Source organism: Chitinophaga sp. 30R24 (genome assembly GCF_049056765.1).
Taxonomy (GTDB): Bacteria; Bacteroidota; Bacteroidia; order Chitinophagales; family Chitinophagaceae; genus Chitinophaga.
The window spans coordinates 70,617-89,628 of sequence record NZ_JBJGXX010000010.1; the positions used below are offsets into that span (position 1 = coordinate 70,617).

At 45.2% G+C, this 19,012-nt stretch carries 16 protein-coding genes and 1 other RNA gene; 7 read left to right on the forward strand and 10 right to left on the reverse strand.

The window, feature by feature from the left end:
• Positions 1 to 167: 167 nt before the first annotated feature.
• The 5 genes from ACDQ55_RS17685 (at position 168) to ACDQ55_RS17705 (ending at position 4,425) form a co-directional block, all read left to right on the forward strand.
• Positions 168 to 1,802, forward strand: a complete 1,635-nt coding sequence (locus ACDQ55_RS17685) for an amino acid permease (RefSeq protein WP_420982787.1) — start codon at positions 168 to 170, stop codon at positions 1,800 to 1,802.
• Positions 1,803 to 1,850: 48 nt separating this feature from the next.
• Positions 1,851 to 2,315 carry a DoxX family protein gene (locus ACDQ55_RS17690; RefSeq protein ID WP_420982788.1) on the forward strand — a complete coding sequence of 155 codons (465 nt, stop codon included), beginning with the start codon at positions 1,851 to 1,853 and terminating at the stop codon, positions 2,313 to 2,315.
• Between the two features lie 147 nt (positions 2,316 to 2,462).
• Complete coding sequence (locus tag ACDQ55_RS17695) at positions 2,463 to 3,512, forward strand: Smr/MutS family protein (protein ID WP_420982790.1); 1,050 nt, start codon at positions 2,463 to 2,465, stop codon at positions 3,510 to 3,512.
• 66 nt (positions 3,513 to 3,578) lie between these two features.
• An RNA gene (rnpB, locus tag ACDQ55_RS17700) (RNase P RNA component class A) lies at positions 3,579 to 3,950 on the forward strand.
• 67 nt (positions 3,951 to 4,017) lie between these two features.
• Positions 4,018 to 4,425, forward strand: a complete 408-nt coding sequence (locus tag ACDQ55_RS17705) for a DUF4870 domain-containing protein (RefSeq protein ID WP_420982792.1) — start codon at positions 4,018 to 4,020, stop codon at positions 4,423 to 4,425.
• A gap of 65 nt (positions 4,426 to 4,490) precedes the next feature.
• On the opposite strand, the gene ACDQ55_RS17710 is transcribed toward ACDQ55_RS17705, so the two are convergent.
• Positions 4,491 to 6,188 carry a S8 family peptidase gene (locus ACDQ55_RS17710; protein WP_420982793.1) on the reverse strand — a complete coding sequence of 566 codons (1,698 nt, stop codon included), beginning with the start codon at positions 6,186 to 6,188 and terminating at the stop codon, positions 4,491 to 4,493.
• 426 nt (positions 6,189 to 6,614) lie between these two features.
• On the opposite strand from ACDQ55_RS17710, the gene ACDQ55_RS17715 reads away from it, so the two are divergent.
• Entirely contained in the window at positions 6,615 to 7,148 is a 534-nt protein-coding gene (locus tag ACDQ55_RS17715; protein WP_420982794.1) for a histidine phosphatase family protein, read from the forward strand.
• A gap of 320 nt (positions 7,149 to 7,468) precedes the next feature.
• On the opposite strand, the gene ACDQ55_RS17720 is transcribed toward ACDQ55_RS17715, so the two are convergent.
• The 9 genes from ACDQ55_RS17720 to panC all read right to left on the reverse strand — a co-directional run bounded on the left by ACDQ55_RS17720 (position 7,469) and on the right by panC (position 18,066).
• On the reverse strand, positions 7,469 to 8,998 hold the full coding sequence (locus ACDQ55_RS17720) for an aldehyde dehydrogenase family protein (RefSeq protein WP_420982796.1): 1,530 nt from the start codon (positions 8,996 to 8,998) through the stop codon (positions 7,469 to 7,471).
• Positions 8,999 to 9,021: 23 nt separating this feature from the next.
• The gene (locus ACDQ55_RS17725; RefSeq protein WP_420982797.1) at positions 9,022 to 9,912 is read right to left on the reverse strand and encodes a DUF1338 domain-containing protein; all 891 of its coding nucleotides are present in this window, start codon (positions 9,910 to 9,912) and stop codon (positions 9,022 to 9,024) included.
• 20 nt (positions 9,913 to 9,932) lie between these two features.
• Complete coding sequence (locus tag ACDQ55_RS17730; protein WP_420982798.1) at positions 9,933 to 11,000, reverse strand: saccharopine dehydrogenase C-terminal domain-containing protein; 1,068 nt, start codon at positions 10,998 to 11,000, stop codon at positions 9,933 to 9,935.
• A gap of 419 nt (positions 11,001 to 11,419) precedes the next feature.
• The gene (gene panB / locus ACDQ55_RS17735; protein ID WP_420982800.1) at positions 11,420 to 12,235 is read right to left on the reverse strand and encodes a 3-methyl-2-oxobutanoate hydroxymethyltransferase; all 816 of its coding nucleotides are present in this window, start codon (positions 12,233 to 12,235) and stop codon (positions 11,420 to 11,422) included.
• Positions 12,236 to 12,313: 78 nt separating this feature from the next.
• Positions 12,314 to 13,219 carry an exopolyphosphatase gene (locus ACDQ55_RS17740; protein WP_420982801.1) on the reverse strand — a complete coding sequence of 302 codons (906 nt, stop codon included), beginning with the start codon at positions 13,217 to 13,219 and terminating at the stop codon, positions 12,314 to 12,316.
• A 128-nt stretch (positions 13,220 to 13,347) separates the two neighbouring features.
• Positions 13,348 to 15,498: a polyphosphate kinase 1 gene (gene ppk1 / locus ACDQ55_RS17745; protein WP_420982802.1), complete on the reverse strand. Its 2,151-nt coding sequence runs from the start codon at positions 15,496 to 15,498 to the stop codon at positions 13,348 to 13,350.
• Positions 15,499 to 15,684: 186 nt separating this feature from the next.
• Positions 15,685 to 16,701 carry a lysylphosphatidylglycerol synthase transmembrane domain-containing protein gene (locus ACDQ55_RS17750; RefSeq protein WP_420982803.1) on the reverse strand — a complete coding sequence of 339 codons (1,017 nt, stop codon included), beginning with the start codon at positions 16,699 to 16,701 and terminating at the stop codon, positions 15,685 to 15,687.
• A gap of 41 nt (positions 16,702 to 16,742) precedes the next feature.
• Positions 16,743 to 17,087, reverse strand: a complete 345-nt coding sequence (gene panD / locus ACDQ55_RS17755) for an aspartate 1-decarboxylase (RefSeq protein ID WP_420982804.1) — start codon at positions 17,085 to 17,087, stop codon at positions 16,743 to 16,745.
• A 115-nt stretch (positions 17,088 to 17,202) separates the two neighbouring features.
• Complete coding sequence (gene panC, locus ACDQ55_RS17760; RefSeq protein ID WP_420982805.1) at positions 17,203 to 18,066, reverse strand: pantoate--beta-alanine ligase; 864 nt, start codon at positions 18,064 to 18,066, stop codon at positions 17,203 to 17,205.
• Between the two features lie 110 nt (positions 18,067 to 18,176).
• Between panC and ACDQ55_RS17765 the strand changes: the two genes are divergently transcribed.
• A complete protein-coding gene (locus tag ACDQ55_RS17765) occupies positions 18,177 to 18,998 on the forward strand; it encodes a glycogen/starch synthase (RefSeq protein WP_420982806.1) in 822 nt (273 codons plus the stop codon).
• Positions 18,999 to 19,012 lie beyond the last annotated feature (14 nt).

The window sequence follows — 19,012 nt, forward strand, 5'->3', positions numbered from 1 at the left end:
ATTCGCATTATATTCGCGTTTGTCTTATTCAGATGAAGGTGGTTATGCTGATTGCACTGATTTTTTTCTGAAAGATGAAATCAGGGTAATCAGCATAATTATTTTTGAAAGATGCCAAACATATTTATTAAATTGTAAATACAACTGTAAACGTAATTCCATAGCCAATGTCATCAAATTCGCTGTTTCGAAAAAAATCGCTTGCTACAATTATAAAAGACGCTGAAGAAGGATTAGGAGACGGTCATGAAACAGGGGGGATGCATAAGGTATTGAACGTGAAAGACCTTACCGCTATGGGTATTGCTGCAGTGATTGGCGCCGGTATATTTTCCACTATTGGGGAAGCTTCCTTTCATGGCGGTCCCGGTGTTTCTTTACTCTTTGTAATTACCGCTATTACCTGTGGCTTTTCAGCACTTTGTTATGCAGAATTTGCTTCCCGGGTGCCGGTTTCCGGCAGTGCCTACACTTACTCTTATGTTTCTTTCGGGGAACTGGCCGCTTGGGTGATTGGCTGGGCCCTCATCCTGGAATATGCCATTGGAAATATAGCAGTAGCTATCTCCTGGAGCGGCTATTTTAATAACCTGCTCAGTGGAATAGGGTTAAGTTTACCCGAATGGCTGGCTAGTAATTACGACAGCGCTTCTCCCGCATTAAAAGCGGCAGCTCCCCATATTGCAGGCGTTCCTGTGATATTGAACCTGCCCGCTTTTATGGTGACCGTATTGGTAACTTATCTGGTTTATATAGGTATGCAGGAAAGTAAGAAAACCTCCAACCTGATGGTAGTCCTCAAAATATTGGTGATCCTGTTTGTGATTGTGGTGGGTTTCTTCTATGTAAATAAGGCCAATTGGCACCCTTTTATGCCCAATGGTTTCTCAGGTGTGCTAAAGGGGGTATCCGCTGTGTTTTTTGCTTATATTGGCTTTGATGCTGTTAGCACCACGGCAGAGGAATGCGCTAACCCGCAACGGGATCTTCCCAAGGGCATGATCTATTCCCTTATTATCTGTACCGTATTGTACATATTAATTTCGTTTGTGCTCACCGGTATGGTACCTTACTATAAATTGAATGTAAATGATCCGTTGGCTTTTGTGTTCGACCAGGTAAATCTGCCCTGGATCAGTTACCTGATTTCTGTTAGTGCCGTTGTAGCCACTACCAGCGTATTACTGGTATTCCAGATCGGGCAGCCCCGTATCTGGATGAGCATGAGCCGCGATGGGCTGTTGCCAAAGCGTTTCAGTAAAATACATCCCCGGTTTAAAACGCCTTCTTTCGCCACTATCGTTACCGGCATTATTGTAGGCGTACCAGCCCTGTTCCTGAACCTCACCATCGTTACCGACTTAACCAGTATAGGTACCCTGTTTGCTTTTATTCTAGTATGCGGCGGTGTGCTCATCCTGCCCAGGGAAGAAAAATCTACCACCAGGCGCTTTCAGTTGCCATATATTAACGGGCGTTATATTGTTCCGGCGATCCTGTTGCTACTGGTTAGCCTGTTTCACCAGGAGTTGGGAGGCAAACTGTCTGTGGCCGGCGGTTGGGAAGTATGGAAGCATAATATCCCGTTTTTCCTCTTTGTAGTGGCAACCGTTATCATCACTTATCTCTCTATTTCCCGCAAGCTGTCGTTGATTCCTGTGTTAGGTATGCTCAGTTGTTTTTATCTGATGACAGAGATTGCCGTCAAAAACTGGATTGTGTTTGCTATTTGGCTGGTTATCGGATTAACAGTCTATTTTCTATATAGTTATAATCACAGTAAACTACGGGTAAAAGCATAAAATCTTCGTAACTTCATAGTAGCTCTTTGATCTTAAAATTTATATTTTATGAACATGCTACAACGGGTTGAACATTGGGGCGATACACATCACCCAGGTTGGCTGGATGCAATACGCATCCTGCTGGGAATTTTTCTTTTGTGGGTAGGTATCCGGTTTGTACAAGACAGGGATGCGCTTGTTTCTATGATTAGCCAGCATCCTACATTAGCAACCATTTCTATGTTATTGGGGCACTATGTTGTTTTTGCAAATACAGTAGGTGGTTTCTTCATTGCAATGGGGCTGCTTACCAGGGTAGCGGCATTGGTAAATATACCTGTGTTATTAGGCGCAGTTTTCTTTGTTCATTCCCCCTCTCACTTATTTACAGTGTATCCGCTGGTAGGAGTGTCTTTAGTGGTGCTCTTATTGCTTATCTTATTTCTGGTGGAAGGCAGCGGCCATTTTTCTGTAGACGATTATATGCACCGGCATCCTGAAAAAACACGTAAGCATAAATACGCGGAATAAGCGAGCTATATAAATCATTTGGAAGGATGTAGGGATTCTCTCCCTACATCCTTATTACGTTTCTTGTATTTATAAATCATTGATTTTATAATCTCTTTACGCATATCCCTCTAAAATTCTATTTTTGCATCTCTGAAGAATGCAATTATGAAATATCAAATAGGTGACAGGATCTTACTGTTGAGCTCAAAAGAAGAAGGAACGGTAGTAGACCTGGTGAATGATAACATGGTGATGATAGAGGTAAAGGGTACTTCTTTTCCAGTATATCTGGACCAGATAGACTTTCCTTATTTCCATCGCTTTACGCAACAGAAACTGGTAAAGGACAAGCCCAGATTAATTCCTGGCGACGAAATAAAAGTAGACCGAAGCAAGTATGAAGTATTTAAGACAGATAAGGGCATGTTCCTATCTGTTTTACCGGTATACCAGATGGATGGCTACGATGAAACAGTGAAGCTGATGAAGTTTCACTTGTTCAACGATACACCGCATGCGATGCGCTTTTATTTCCAGATATGGTTGAATAATCAGCTGGACCTGGAGATCAAGAATGAGATACATCCGTACAACCATTTTTATTTGGCCGACCTGATGTTTGAGTCGTTAAATGATAATCCGCGTTTTGAGTTTACCTTTTTCCTGAAAGATCCGCAACCTAACTTGGCCACTTCTGTAAAGAAAACCTGGAAAATAAAGCCTAAACAGATGTTTGTGCAGTTGGAGGATTTGCGCACTAAATCCGAGGCTACCATCACTTATCCTTTATTCGACAAATTTCCTGAAAAAGAGCCGGAGCCGGCCCCAACACCGGCGCAACCGAAAAAGAAGGCACCGATAACAACGATTGGTTCCGGGAATTTCGCCAGCCTGCTAAGCAAGATACAGTTGCAGCCTGAAACTACATTAATACCTAAACAAGAAGTAGACCTGCACATAGAAGCGCTCGAAAAAAACTGGAAAGGATTGAGCAATATTGCCATACTGGCCATACAATTAAATGCTTTCCAACGTTATCTGGAGCTGGCCATCAGTCATCATCAGCATAGCCTGATTGTGATCCATGGCGTAGGGAAAGGCAAACTGAAAGATGAAATCCATCAGATTCTCCGCCAAACACCTGAGGTGGCTAATTTCGTGAACCAATACCATGCGAAATATGGCTATGGCGCTACAGAGATCACCTTTAGATAAGCGGATATTAGACATTAGCAGAAAAGTCACTGCATACCGCAATGATTTTGTTATCTTCGCGCCTTAACTACAAACCGTGCTATCGTTTCACTGGCTTCAGTGGAAAGGAAAGTCCGGACAGCGCAGAGCAACGCACCACCTAACGGGTGGGCCCTGGCGTAGGCCGGGGACAGAAAGTGCCACAGAAAATGACCGTCTGCTTAGGCAGATAAGGGTGAAAATGTGGGGTAAGAGCCCACGGTGCAGGCAGGTAACTGTTTGCATGGGTAAACCTTGCGTGCTGAAATGCCATGTATACGGTCGCCTGAGGGCTGCTCGCCCGATGACCGAGGGTAGGCAGATACAGGTAATGCGTGAGCATTATCGCAGATAAATGATAGCAGCCGGTTCGGTTTTACCGCACTGGCACAGAATCCGGCTTATAGGTTTGTAGTTTTTTTCCTTCCTTTTTTGATATTCCTGAAATATCCTGCTAACTTCCCGTTAATATTTAATCTCATATATTATGAATCAAAGAGATGAACGTACCTGGGGTACTCTTGTACACCTGGGAGGTCTTATCGGAATGGCGGTACTGCCTTCTGTGGGTAATATCATTGGTGTATTGATATTATGGTTGATCAAACGCAGTGAATCTGTGTTCGTAGATGATCAGGGTAAAGAGGCCATTAATTTTCAGATTACCCTTAGTATCCTGGGTGTGGTGCTCAATATTATCAGAGGTGCTTTGATGGGATTAAGGTCACTGACTAATTTCTGGACACATTCAGATATTTTTACCTTCTCCTGGAGTTGGTCGAATATGTTTGGGGTCGTATGGGTAATCAATATTGTATTTAGCATTATTGCCGCTGTAAAAGCAAGCAATGGCATTTCGTACAGGTATCCGCTGAGTCTTCGTTTGGTGAAATAGTAGCGGCGGGTATTGTATAATAAGCTGATGCAGCTATCTGGTAACCCAGATAGCTGCATTTTATTTTAGTTCTTTTTGATTGATTTCAATTTCACTTTGTGCTGTTTTTTGCCATTTATATTTTCTCCTTTGAGGGTAGCGGCCAGTTTCAATGCTCCGTAAGCATTAACAATGCCCCCGGTTAAAGAAAGGTCTGCAAAGGGAATCTGTTCATCTGATGAACCTGGTTTGTTTACCATAGTGGTGCCATCAGGGAGTGGCGTAGCGCTTTTTTCCAGTACATATTTCAGCTGGGCGGCGCTCAGCTCCGGATAGTACGAGAGCACCAGTGCAGCTACACCGGCTACTACAGGGCTGGCCATACTAGTACCGCTGGCGCTGCCATATTTATTGCCACCAGGAATAGTGGAGTAGATCTGTACGCCAGGTGCAAAAAGGTCTACGCTTTTTTTACCGTAGTTGGAGAAATTAGCCACTTTATCATTACCTCTGCCGGTGCCGCTGGCGCCTACTGTAATAAAATTGGTGGCATGTGTACCATCCAGAAAATCCGGATTAGGGAAATTGGCAATGGAATCGTTGTTGTTACCATCGTTGCCGGCGGCATGTATCAGCAATACGCCTTTAGCTTCTGCATATTTTACGGCAGCATCTACCCACTCTTTATGCGGAGAGTATGGTTTGCCAAAGCTCATATTGATGATCTGGGCGCCATTATCTACGGCATATCGGATGGCCAGGGCTATGTCTTTATCGCGCTCATCGCCATCAGGTACAGCTTTTACCATCATTATGTGCACATTGTCGGCCACGCCGTCCATACCAATACCATTGTTCCTTACAGCGCCAATGATACCGGATACGTGGGTGCCATGGAAACCAAAGGTGCCCATTACATCGTTGTTGCCATATTTGTTATCGTTGATATCTTCGAGGTTATCTCCTACAATTTTTTCCCTGTTGGCATTAGGCATCACTTCTGTGCTTTCTGCCTTCCGTTTCAGCTCATTCATGTATTCGTCGAATTCCATTTTGAATTCGCTGAAGGTAGCTGGTTCATCTCCTGCGCTTTTCAACAGGCGGCTCATGAAATTGCGGGCCAGTAATACGTCTTGGTTGGTGGTTTGTATACTGTCTAACTGCCCTACATTGAAGTCGTCTTTGCCCAGGTAGTTTTTCAGGATAGTTTCGCATTTGTTCACGTTTTCCTGAAGTTTGGCCATGCTCTTGTATTGTACTTTGTACTGGCTGTTGGGCTTTTCTACCTTGGCCTGTAGCTGTTGCCACATGGCATATTCTTTTGAATCTTTTGCCAGCACGGAATCGGGGTTGCCGTATTTTTGCTTGTAACGGTAATATTCCCGGGTAGCCTCATCAGAATCTTCTTTCAGGCTACTGCCGTTTTTACCTCCCAGAAAATTCCAGCCATGTATATCATCGATATAGCCATTGCGGTCGTCGTCTTTGCCATTACCAGGAATTTCACGGGTATTGGTCCATAATACGGCTTTCAGATCTTCGTGGGTAGTATCAATACCTGAATCGATCACGGCTACGATCACGGGTGTGCTTTTCTTTCCCTTTAAGAGTTCTTTGTAAGCTTTTTCAGTTGCGGTGCCATATACACTATCGGTATCATAGCTCAACAGGTGCCAGTTTTTGGGTACCTGGACTTTACTTTGGGCGTTGATGTTTGTTGTAAAAGCAGTCATCAATGCAATACATCCTGCCATGACTGCAACCTCTCGACTAAACAATTTCATGTTCAATAATTTTCCCTAAATAAAAAACAACAAAAAAATTTCTCGTTGAATCTGATAAAGGTATGAAAAAGCTGTATAACATTAAATTTTAATGATAAGCGCACTATTTATTGGTTGACTGGAAGTATGGAATGATACTGGCAGCAGGCTGTTAGCGATTAATACCGGGCTGTTTGCTTGTTGTAGTAGAGGTAGCCAGCTGTTAGCGATTAATACCAGGCTGTAGGCACGGGTTCGGCAGTTAGCTGATCGTGTTAATAGTCGCTAAAGGGCCCGGTTTATTTGCCATTTGTCATAATCTATTTTGGGGATATCCGGGAGTAACTTAGTTTTATGTTGTTCCTTTCCCCATACCTCTTCTTTTTCCGGACCCCATTAACGGGATTTATAAGTACTGTTTTATTCATTCATTTAAATTCACCGATCATGTTGAAAACTCTTGTAATGGCCACCTTGTTGGCTACCGGCATGCAGGCCACTGCAACGGACCCCGAAGTAACCACCCTTATTTTTGTGAATGCTGCAGAGATGGAATCATCGCCGTCAGACGATCCCGGACTTAGTAGCATCGGGCAGCAGCAGGCGGAGCAACTGGCCATGCTGCTGGAAGGAATGGAAATAGCCGCTATTTACACTGCCTATCAGAACCGGTCTGTGGCTACTGTTACGCCATTGGCGAAAGCTCATCAGCAGAAACTGGATTATTACCGGGAAAACGGTGACCAGGAGCTCACTGCTAACACTATCCGTGACATGATAAAGAAGAACAAAGGCAAAACCATTGTTATCTGCGGAGATCCCGAAAATATTCCTGCAATGATACGTCAGACAGGGGTAAAGGGTAAAGACATGAAAACCCTTTACGATAAAGGATGTGGTCAGATATTAGTGGTAAAACACAACGGAAGCAGTGCAGCAGTAGCACAAAAGTTGAATATGAATATTCAAAAAAAAGTCTAATATTTATATTCGGAAGAGTATATAATGGCTTTTGTCATTTTTACTTTTCTCATAAGCATGGTTTCCGTTTAACGTAAAGCGGGGTTCTCTAACCTCGCTACTATTTTTAAAAATTCCATGCCATCGGTGTATGTAGAAAGCAGCAATTGCTTAGTGTGTTGTCCCCCTTGTTTTTGTATCAACCGCTTTTAAAAATCTGATCGGGTAACGCGTCCTTTCATGAAAATTAAAAGCTCCGGGGCAAGTGCCTCGGAGCTAAGAAAAAAGGAAAGTTTCATGTGATTGGCTGTCGAATTAAACGCTATCCTCCCAAATGTTTATCATAAATCAAATTTAATCCCTTGTGCCAGCGGCAGGCTGTGTGAATAGTTGATAGTATTAGTTTGCCTGCGCATATAAGCTTTCCATGCATCAGATCCACTTTCACGGCCGCCACCGGTTTCTTTTTCCCCGCCAAATGCGCCGCCTATCTCAGCACCGGAAGTCCCGATGTTTACATTGGCAATACCGCAGTCGGAGCCGGCGAATGATAGGAATTGTTCTGCTTCCCGTAGGTTGGTGGTCATAATGGCGGAAGAAAGCCCTTGTGGCACATCATTTTGCATGGCAATAGCTTCCGGCAGGGTAGCATATTTCATGACATAGAGAATGGGCGCAAAGGTTTCATGTTGTACGATATCGTAAGTATTTTCTACTGCTGCAATGCAGGGTTTCACATAGCAACCGGATTCGTAGCCCGCTCCGGTTAGCCTACCTCCTTCTACTAGGAAAGTGCCGCCTTGTTGCTTTACCTGTTCTAGGGCATCCAGGTAGGCGTTCACTGCTGCATGGTCTATCAGAGGCCCCACATGGTTGTGCTGGTCTAGCGGATTGCCGATACGCAGTTGCGCATAAGCTTTTACCAGGCGGGCAATGAAAGCGTCGTATACATTTTCGTGGATAATGAGGCGGCGGGTGGAAGTGCACCGTTGGCCGGCAGTACCTACGGCGCCAAATACGGCACCGATAAGGGCCATATCCAGGTCGGCGTCTGGGGTGATGATAATGGCATTGTTGCCGCCCAGTTCCAGTATAGAACGACCTAAGCGTTCTCCTACTGCGGCGCCTACTGCTTTACCCATACGGGTGGAACCAGTCGCCGATATCAGGGCAATACGTTTATCATGTGCCATCCATTCGCCAGCGTCGCGGTTGCCGGTTATCAGGCAACAAACGCCTTCTGGTACCTGGTTAGCGGCAAATACGCTGGCTGCAATATGTTGGCAGGCCAATGCGGTGATAGGTGTTTTTTCTGAAGGCTTCCAGATGCATACATTTCCACAAACCCATGCCAGCATGGCATTCCAGCTCCATACAGCTACCGGGAAGTTAAAGGCGGAAATAATACCGGTGATACCCAGCGGATGCCACTGTTCATACATGCGATGCCCGGGGCGTTCGGAGTGCATGGTGAGCCCATGCAATTGCCGCGATAACCCTACGGCAAAATCACAGATATCTATCATTTCCTGTACTTCTCCGTATCCTTCCTGTAAACTCTTTCCCATTTCATAGGAAACCAGTTTACCTAGTTGTTCTTTATGTTCGCGAAGGGCAACGCCTATTTGTCTTACGACTTCTCCTCTTTTAGGCGCCGGCCACATGCGCCATTCTTTGAAAGCTTCCTGGGCTACTGCTACTACCTGGTCGTAATCCTCACGGGTAGCGCTTTTTATGGTAGCGATCTGTTGATTGTCGACCGGCGACCAGGAGGTAAGATCTGCGCCATGTGTGGGCAACCAGCTGCTACCAGTGCTTACGCCACTTTGTGCTGCAGTGATGCTAAATGCTTTTAAGATGTCTTCTGCCATTGTAGGTGTATTATGCAACTAAATTAGGAACTTTTTTTTGTTTGGGTGGAATAGGTACTTTCGAAGATCTTGTCGGCATTACCGGCTTCAAATCCTTCCCGCCTGTGCTCCCGTTTAATGTCTTCTGCCGGCAGGTGTGCATATTCCGGTAATACTTTCCGTTCTGCAAACTCCACATAGGAACCGGCTATTGGGTAGGTTTCGCCACCCGCAAAGGTAGCAGTAAGCATGCGCGCTACGGTGGCGCTTTGGAGCAAGCCGCCATCCGCACTGGTTTTTATTTTACCGCCGGCATCGTTTAAATGGAACCCATGATGTTCAAGGAATCTGTTGAAAGTCTCGATCGTATTGTATCCCGGAGGCAGATTGTGTACGCTTACCGTGAAATGGTTGAGGTAATAACGGTTATAGATCACCCAGGCAGCATATTCGCTTTCTGCAGCAAGGAGCTGGTAATCTGCCAGGGTAGGGGTTCTCCATAACGCGCTGTGAAGAAAGGCATCCACGGCATCACTGTCGTCCAGGTTTAAGGCATCTACGGGATCAGTTTTTACTTCATCCGTGTAACGGTGTATGACCGCTTGTGCGGCAGCACTTAATGCTTCCACGCGCAGCTCACTGATGAAGATGCGCGGATATTGTGGCGCTGGTGGAGCATACCACCAGGCATCTAGTTTTTTGGCAGGAAAATGATAATGGTCCATTTTCTTGTATCCATTATGTAGGAAAATCTTTTCCAGTGATTGTACGCCTAACAGCGGCACGCCCATGGTTCTGAAAGCGATGTGGTCATTTTCAATATCGCTGGTCTGTTGAATAATACCTTCCTGTATCATCGCATTGATCACAGCTGCCACGTCGGGCACGCGCTGTTGATAGCGTTCCATCAAACCGGCTAATACAGCTTGTAACATATAGGTAATAGCTTTTACGGTTAATTATAATAGGTAGCAAACCGGTTGGCAGTGAGATCGGCGAAGGCTACATCTTCCTGCCGGATAAAACCTGTTGCGGGTAATTTACCTTTTGCGTGCAGGTCTATTACTGCGCATGCAGCGCCTGCAGTAGTTAATTGGATCGCGGTAAAATCTTTCCCCTGGATGTGTTGGTTATAGATCTTGCGGGAATAGGAGCGTTGTACCGAACGGCCATTCACAGTGCCGGAAACGGATACAAACACCAATACCACGTCCTGAGGGGTGAAAGGTATGCTATCTTCCATAATTTCTTTTAGTACAGCCCGTTTTTTATTCAATTTCAATTCGTTGAGAAGAATTTTCATGAGCTGGCAATGGCCTGGATAGCGTACTGTTTTATAGTCCAGGTTATATACTTTTTTATCGAGAATTTCGGCCAGCGCGCCCAATCCTCCTGAAGTATTAAATGCTTCATATTCCACGCCGTCCAGGGCAAAGCGTTCGTAGCCTTCCATCGGCATTACTTCTTTTCGTTCGCCTTCATGAATAGCGTCGCAGGGATTGCAGTATTCATTGATAAGGCCATCAGTGCTCCAGGTAAGGTTGTACATGAGGCTATTGGTAGGAAATTGGGGAAGTGCACCTACTCTCAGGCGTACGGCATCGAGGGTATCGAATTGTTTGGCAATATCGTAGGCGGCGATGCTGATGAATCCTGGCGCCAGTCCGCATTGCGGCATAAAGCTTACATTGGCGGTACGGGCTATTTCCCGGATGGCGTTGGTGGTGGCTACATCTTCGGTTAAATCAAAATAGTGGGTGTTGGCTTGTGCTGCAGCTGTTGCAATTTTTACATTCAGGAAAAAAGGGCAGGCACTGAGCACCATTTCTTGTTCTTGCAGGGTGGTGGTGAGTGCGGTGGCATCGTTTACGTCTAGTAAGACTTTCCTTACGTTTGCTGAAACCTTGTTCAGCAGGGTTTCGTTGCTGTCTGCCAGCGTTACCTGGTAATCGCCGGATTGTTGGAAGAGGAAAGCGGCTGTTTCACCGATTTTGCCGGCGCCGATAATCATTACACGTTTCATAATCTGTTTGGAATTATTATAGTGATAACGGAGCAGTTCATTGCTCCTGTATGAATAGATACATAGCATTGTTTGTTCATACTACGTATGGGCATTACCGTTATATAGCTATTATTAGATTGCAAGAGGAAGTATCCTTTGGGGAAATCCATCAGGCGTTGCCGTTATTCATCAGCATAAATAACAACAATAATAGCATATACCGGAAAAGCGGTTATTACAGCAGTATGTACAGGAAATGAGCAAGGAATGGAGTGCTGCCTATGGCACGTGGGAGCAAGTGCTCCGCAGATAAGAGAGAAGAGAAAGCTGTATGTTCAACAGATAGTTCATCTAAAGCGAATATAAGCATATTTCATCATTTCCATCATCCCTTATCTGGATATTTAGGCAAGGGATGATGGAAATGCAGCAGATGCTTAGTATTGTTCGTTATCGTTGGGGAAATCCCTGGCTTTTACGTCGTTGATATAGGCTTGTGTGGCGCCATAAATCTGGCTGTATAAGTCGAGATAGCGGCGCAGGAAGCGGGGTTTAAATTCTTTGTTGATGCCCAGCATATCGTGCATTACCAGTACCTGTCCGTCTACATACTTTCCGGCGCCAATACCAATGATGGGAATTTCTACAGCTTCTGCCACTATTTTGGCCAGGGAAGCAGGGATTTTTTCCAGCACAATGGCGAAACAGCCTGCATTCTGCAACAGTTTGGCGTCGTTGATGAGTTTATTAGCTTCAGCTTCTTCCGTGGCGCGTACGGCGTAGGTACCGAATTTGTAGATAGACTGGGGGGTAAGGCCCAGGTGTCCCATTACAGGTACGCCAGAGGAGATGATACGTTTTACGGATTCAATGATCTCTTCGCCGCCTTCAATTTTAATACCATGCGCCCCGGTTTCCTTCATAATGCGGATAGTGGAATTAAGGGCTTCTTTAGAGTTGCCCTGGTAGGAGCCGAAGGGGAGGTCTACTACTACAAAGCAGCGTTTAATCGCTCTTACTACGGAAGCTGCATGGTAAATCATCTGGTCCAGGGTGATAGGCAGGGTAGTTTCATGTCCTGCCATTACATTAGAAGCAGAGTCGCCTACCAGTAAGATATCGATGCCAGCATCGTCGAAAATACGGGCCATGGAGTAGTCATATGCGGTAAGCATAGAAATCCGTTCCCCGTCGATTTTCATTTTTTGCAGGATATGTGTGGTGACGCGCTTTATTTCTTTATTCACTGACATAAGCAGTTATCTTTTAACATTTAACTGTAAGCAATAACCGCAAAGGTGGCAATATAAAAAGATAAAAGAAAATGTTTTTTACGTACGGCCCGGTAGCCCGGCGCTTACTGCTATTTCTTCATAGAGGGCGTGGATAAGCCCATCAGCAAGTCCTATTTTAGGTACGTAGATTTCTGGCGTATTGGCCCAGCGCATTACGTTGATGTAGATCTGCAGGGCAGGTACAATCACATCGGCCCGGTCTTCCCGCAGGTTATACAGGTGAATGCGTTCTTCTACGCTGAAGCTATTGAATTCTTTGTAGTAGTTTTTTAGTGTATCGAGCGACAGGGGTTTGCCTTCCTTACGCTTGGAGAGGGAGAATATTTTGTTGATGTTACCGCCGGAGCCAATAGCGATCACAGGCCCTACGCTTTTGAGCTGCTGTTTCAGGAAGTCCTTCATTTGCTGCCACTGGGCATCTGTTACCTGTTGCTGCAGCAACCTGATGGTGCCGATATTGAAGGATGTTTTGAAGAGCAGTTTGCCGCCGCCAAAGAGTGTCAGTTCTGTACTACCGCCACCAACATCGATATAGATATATGACTTGGTTTTATCCATGTTCTCGGCCACATGGTTTTCGTAGATAAAGGATGCTTCTTCCTGTCCGGAAATAATGCGGATGTCTATACCTGTTTGCGCTTTTACTTCTTGAAGGATGTTTTCGCCATTACTGGCATCACGCATGGCAGAAGTGGCGCAGGCCTTGAGATATTTTACCTCGTATACTTCCAGCAGGTGCTTGTATGCTTTGATGGTATGAATGAGCTCCGTTGCCTTTTTCTCTGAAATTGTATTGTTGTTGAATACTTCGAATCCTAGTCGCAGCGGTACCCTTACCAGGTTTAACTTGGTAAAGTCCATGACGCCTGCATTGTTGGGGGATGCTTCGGAGATAAGCAGCCTGGCAGCATTAGAACCGATATCAATCGCAGCTAATTTCATCTGTCTGTCGTTAGATCAAAAGGCAAAAGTAAAACATTTGGTTATTTTGTTCGCCAGTAAGGAAGCTCTCTTCCTCACCGGCCTTTATTTTTAGTGATCTGGAGGGTAGTGTATCCTACTTAAAAGCCTTATTGGTATTGCTTTTCATATAGATACCTAAAAATTTCCACTTGTGTGCGGATCTTTTTGTCGCCATCCTTCTTGTATTCATTTTTTTGTTCATTATCCAATATCCGGGCTTTTACATTGCCGCTCAGTTGAATATTCATGATGTCGATCAGTTCCTGGCGTATAGCCGGGTCTGTTATGGGAGCTGCCGCTTCCACACGGTGATCGAGGTTGCGTATCATCCAATCGCAAGAAGCGATGTATACTTTTTGCTGGCCGCCATGATGGAAAATAAACACGCGGGCATGTTCCAGGTACTCGTCTACAATGCTTACGGCGGTCATGTTTTTCTTCCACTTCTTATTTTCCGTATAGGCGCAGCAGATACCCCGTATTACCATTTTAATATCTACTCCTGCCTTGGCTGCTTCATAGAGTTTAGCGATGAGAGTAGCGTCGGAGAGGGAGTTCATTTTTATGGTGATAGCGGCTTTCTTTTTGTGGCGGGCATTTTTAATTTCCCGGTCTATCAGCCGCAGGAAGGTATCCCGCATATTAAGCGGACTTACCGGTAATGTTTTGCAGCCTTCCAGTATTTTAATATCGTGGCGGGGATTTTCCAAGTAGGTAAAGATACGGTTGATGTCTGCAATGATAGACCGGTTGGCGGTCAGCAGACAGTGGTCGCCGTATATGCGGCCGGTTTTTTCGTTCAGGTTACCGGTGCTCACAAAGCCGTACTGGAGGGTTTTAGTGCCAACACGTTTTTTGATGACGCATAGTTTGGCATGTACTTTCGTGTTGGGGATGCCCAGTAGTACTTTTACGCCTTCTTCTTCCAGCCGGGCCTTCCACTCCAGGTTGGCCGCTTCGTCGAAACGTGCGCGGAGCTCCAATACTACTGTTACCTGTTTACCATTGCGTACTGCATTAATCAGGGCATTAATAATCTTGGAATTACGGGCAAGCCTGTACGCAGTTATCTTGATAGAGGATACATTTGGATCAATGGCAGCTTCCCTGAGGAGATCGATGATGGTATCGAAAGAATGGTAAGGGAAATGTAGCATTACATCCTGACGGTGGATGACATGCATAACGCTGGTGGCATTTACGAACAGCGGGTGTGTAAATGTTTTGCGGTGTAAATGTGGTGGGAAGATAGATTCCGGGAAGTCCATAAAATCCTTGAAATTATGGATACGTGCACCGGGAATGAGATTATCTTTACCAGACAGTCCTTGTCTGCGCATCAGGTATTCGAGCAGCAGCGGATCAATATCTTTATCATATACAAAGCGTACAGGTTTCCCTTTGCGCCGGTCTTTCAAACCTTTCTCTATCTGGTGGATAAGGCTGTCGGAGATATCATTGTCGATATCCAGTTCTGCATCGCGGGTTACCTTGATGATATGCGCCAGGAATTTATCGTAGCCGAAGTAAGAGAATATATTGGGTAGGCAGAAGCGGATCAGGTCTTCCAGCAGGATAATATCATGTTCGCCTGGCTTGGAAGGGATGATGATGAAGCGTGGTAATACCGTAGTAGGTATTTCTATGAGCGCAAATTTCTGTCGTACGGAATTATCCTGGCGGGCCAATACAATGGCGAGATAGATAGATTTATCGCGCAGGATGGGAAATTGCTGTATGCTCTCAATCATCAGGGGAATGATGTTGGTGCGTACTTTCTCATTGAAATAGTTCTGTACAAATTTTTGTTGTTCTTTATTGAGTTGTTTTTCTGTACGCATGAAAATGCGCTGTGCTTCCATTTCGGAGGCGATATCTTTCCAGACCAGGTCGAACTCCCGTTGTTGCTCGATAACTTTTGTTTGTATTTCATCGAGTATTTGATCAGGATTTTCTTCCAGATGCATTTTGGCAGATCTGCCAAAAGACATCATTCTTTTGAGGGTAGCCACCCTCACCCGGAAAAATTCGTCGAGGTTATTGGAGAAGATGCCTAAGAAGCGAATGCGTTCGTGAAGCGGTACTGTGTTATCTGCTGCTTCCTGCAACACCCGTGCATTGAACGAAAGCCAGCTGATATCCCTGGCGATCAATTTCTTTTTTTCGAGAGGCTCTTTCTTTTTGGGCGCTTTCTTTGGTATTGTAGTGACTACGGGCATTGTTATAATATCTAAGTTCTCACCATTCGGCAAACGCATACAAACTATTTTACATTCAATAAATCCACACTGTCTAAACTGCGATGATACAGTTTTCGTACTAATCGATGGTATTAAATTAAAGTTAATCAAAAGTAGGGAGAAAACGTGGAGGTGGTTAGCTTTTAGGGGCTATTTACCAGCCCTAAAAGCTAACCGGTTGCCTGTTGGCAATAAAGCCTTGCTTTACCGGCCTGCAGCAGTTTGTTTTCTTTTATTAACCACTGGCAGGGCAATAAGGCTGATAAAACCCAGCACGATTACCAGCAGGGTTTGCGCCACCCATATGATCCAACCGAAGGCAAATCCGATGGCATAAGGAATACCATAGCGTTCCAGCGATTTCTGCACCAGGGGTTGGTAGGCGCCGATACCGCCTGGGGTAACGATCATGCCCACGCTGCCGATCATAAGAACGGCTAATGCGGCGCTGATGCCGAGATGGTTGGTTGCTTTCAGGCAAAAGAAGCCGATATATACCTGCGAGAGGTAAGCGCTCCAGATAAGCACCGTATATAACACAAACCAGCCTTTATTTTTCATTTTACCAATGGAAAGAATCCCTTCGAGAATACCCCTGGCGAGGCTTTTAATAGTGATGGCTACTTTGGAGCGGGCGAAACGGCCCAGCAACCATATCGTCAGCATCACGAGGATACCTAGTACGGCTATTCCGATAAGTAGCTGCATGCCGTTGGCATGGGCTATTTTATTGGAAATTGGTACGAGGATGTCGGAATGTACGTAAGCTCCCAGCGTATCCAGCTGGGTAAGTACAGTGAACACCATGATAAGGATCAGGCAGAGTAGGTCTACCGCCCGTTCTGCAATCATGGTGCCTACCAGTTTTTCGGCCGGCACTTTTTCGTACTGAGCGAGTATGCCGCAACGCGTTACTTCACCGAGGCGGGGAACGGCGAGGTTGGCCAGGTAACCTACCATTACTGCGAAAAAGGTGTTGAGGGTAGAGGGCTGGTACCCCAGTGGCTTCATGAGCAACTTCCATCTCACTGCCCGGAACCAGTGGCTGGCAATGCCGATGGTCATAGCAGGAATCAATAACCAGTAGTTGGCTTTACGGAATGCAGCACTGATCTCCTCCCATTGTGCAGCTGTGATGTCCTTGGTGAACAGCCATATCAATAATACCCCTATGCCGAAAAAGCAAACAAACTTGATAACGTTCTTCAGCGTTTTTGGCATTGTCTAAAGTCTTTTAGGGTTTAATAAAACGGTAAATGGGCTTATAATTTGTTCCCTTCCCTAGGGAATATGGCAATAGGCGTATATTTTTTGGCTTCTTCAAAATCCATAATGGCATAAGAAATAATGATCACGGTATCGCCAGGGGCAACCAAACGGGCAGCCGGACCATTCATGCAGATAATGCCGGAGCCGCGTTTCCCTTTGATTACGTAGGTTTCGAGTCTCTCTCCGTTATTTACGTTGAGCACCTGTACTTTTTCGTACTCAATTAAACCAGCGGCGTCCATCAGATCTTCGTCAATCGTAATACTTCCAACATATTGCAGATTGGCTTCGGTAACAACCGCGCGGTGAATCTTACACTTTAAAATTTCGATTTGCATAATTTATTAACTGGCTTAACGCTAGCGCGTTTGCAAAGCTATGGAAAAAATATGGAAGATAGCGCAGCCGCTGCGGTGGGGTGGCAGCCAGCAGTTAACTGCTGGCTGCTGGTCATTAAATGTTTCCCTGGATGATCATATTGTCGATCAGTCTTACGCCATCGAGCCAGGCGGCAATGGCGGCTACTACGGTTGCATTGCCGGGTGGTTGGTCCAGTTGTTTAAGCTGACCATCCTCCAGTTGCAGGATATCGACGTATTCGGGCTCAAAACCTTGTTTTTTAAGTTGGTCAAAAGCGTCGTGGGCATTTTCCAGGAAATGCAGGTCTTTGCCGAAATTATTTTTGATAGAAAGCAGGGCCTGGTAAATACCCACTGCTTTTTGCCGGGAGGCGGGAGAGAGGCGGGTATTGCGGCTGCTCATGGCGAGGCCATCGGGTTCCCTTTCGGTGGGGCATACCACCAATTTAACCGGTGAATGGATCAAGGAAAGGAGGCGGCGTACGATCAGGCATTGCTGCAGATCTTTTTGTCCCATAAAAAGCTGGTTTGGTTCCACAATATCCAGTAACTTGTGAACAATACGACCCACGCCTTGAAAATGTCCTGGGCGGAATTTGCCTTCGAGAATGGTTTCCAGGCTGCCGAAATCATATGTTTGTGCTGTTTCGAGTCCTTCAGGATACATTTCCTCTACAGATGGCAGAAAAAGTATATCTGTTGAGATATGATTTAATTTTTTTATATCCTCATCAATGGTAATGGGATATTTTTCAAAATCTTTTGGATCGTTGAATTGGGTTGGATTGACAAAAATGCTGCAAATGGCAATATCATTTTCTTTTTTGGCAGCCTGAATAAGTGACAGGTGGCCATTGTGGAGGGCGCCCATAGTGGGCACAAAACCAATGCTTTTGTGACTTTTCCTGACCAGGTCCAGGTGCTTCTTCAGGTCCGCTCGGCGCTTAAATAGATACATAAATCATTGCTTAAAAGGATGTTAAAACTGACAGATTGGCCAATATTCCGTAAAAAATCCGTAATTTTGCAAGCCAAATTAAAAATTACTGCATTAATAATCAGCGTTAAATGTCCACAAAGAAAAGAATTCTTTTTATTGCCCAAGAGATGTCGCCGTACCTGGAATTGAGTGAATACGCGGCAATGGTCAATAAAATGGCAATTAAGTCCAATGAGGCTGGCCTGGAAGTGAGAGTGATCATGCCTAGATTTGGAATTATTAATGAAAGAAGACACCGTTTGCATGAGGTCGTTAGACTGTCGGGGATCAACATTGTGATCGACGGAGATGATTATCCGTTGATTATCAAGGTGGCTTCGCTTCCTAATGCCCGATTGCAGGTATACTTCCTGGATAATGAAGATTATTTTAAGCGTAAGACTGTTTTCGCCGATGAAAACGATGAATTCTTCGACGACAATGCTGCAAGAGCTGTCTTCTTTTGTAAAGGGGCCCTGGAAACGGTAAAGAAATTCGGCTGGCCGCCGGATATTATTCATTGCAGTGGCTGGATGACTTCTCTGATACCGATGTACCTGAAAACTGCTTATAAGAAGGAGCCGGTTTTTGCTAATTCAAAAATCATATATTCGATGACGCCTAATACTTTCACAGAGAAACTGGGCGCCACCTTTATCAAAAAAGCCACTATCAGCAACCAGATCAAGGAAAAAGACCTGGAACTGTTTAAGGAAGGCACCAATACTGCATTGAACAGAGGCGCGGCGAAATACGCGGATGCTGTTGTATTGGCCGGCGATAAGCTGGAAAAGAAAGTGGTGGATGAAGTGAAAGCAGAGAAAGGTAAAATTATCCTGCCTTTCAAAAAGGATAACGAGGATCTCAGCGATTACCTGCAATTATACCAGCAGCTACTGGGTAATAAATAGCAGAGGGTACAATA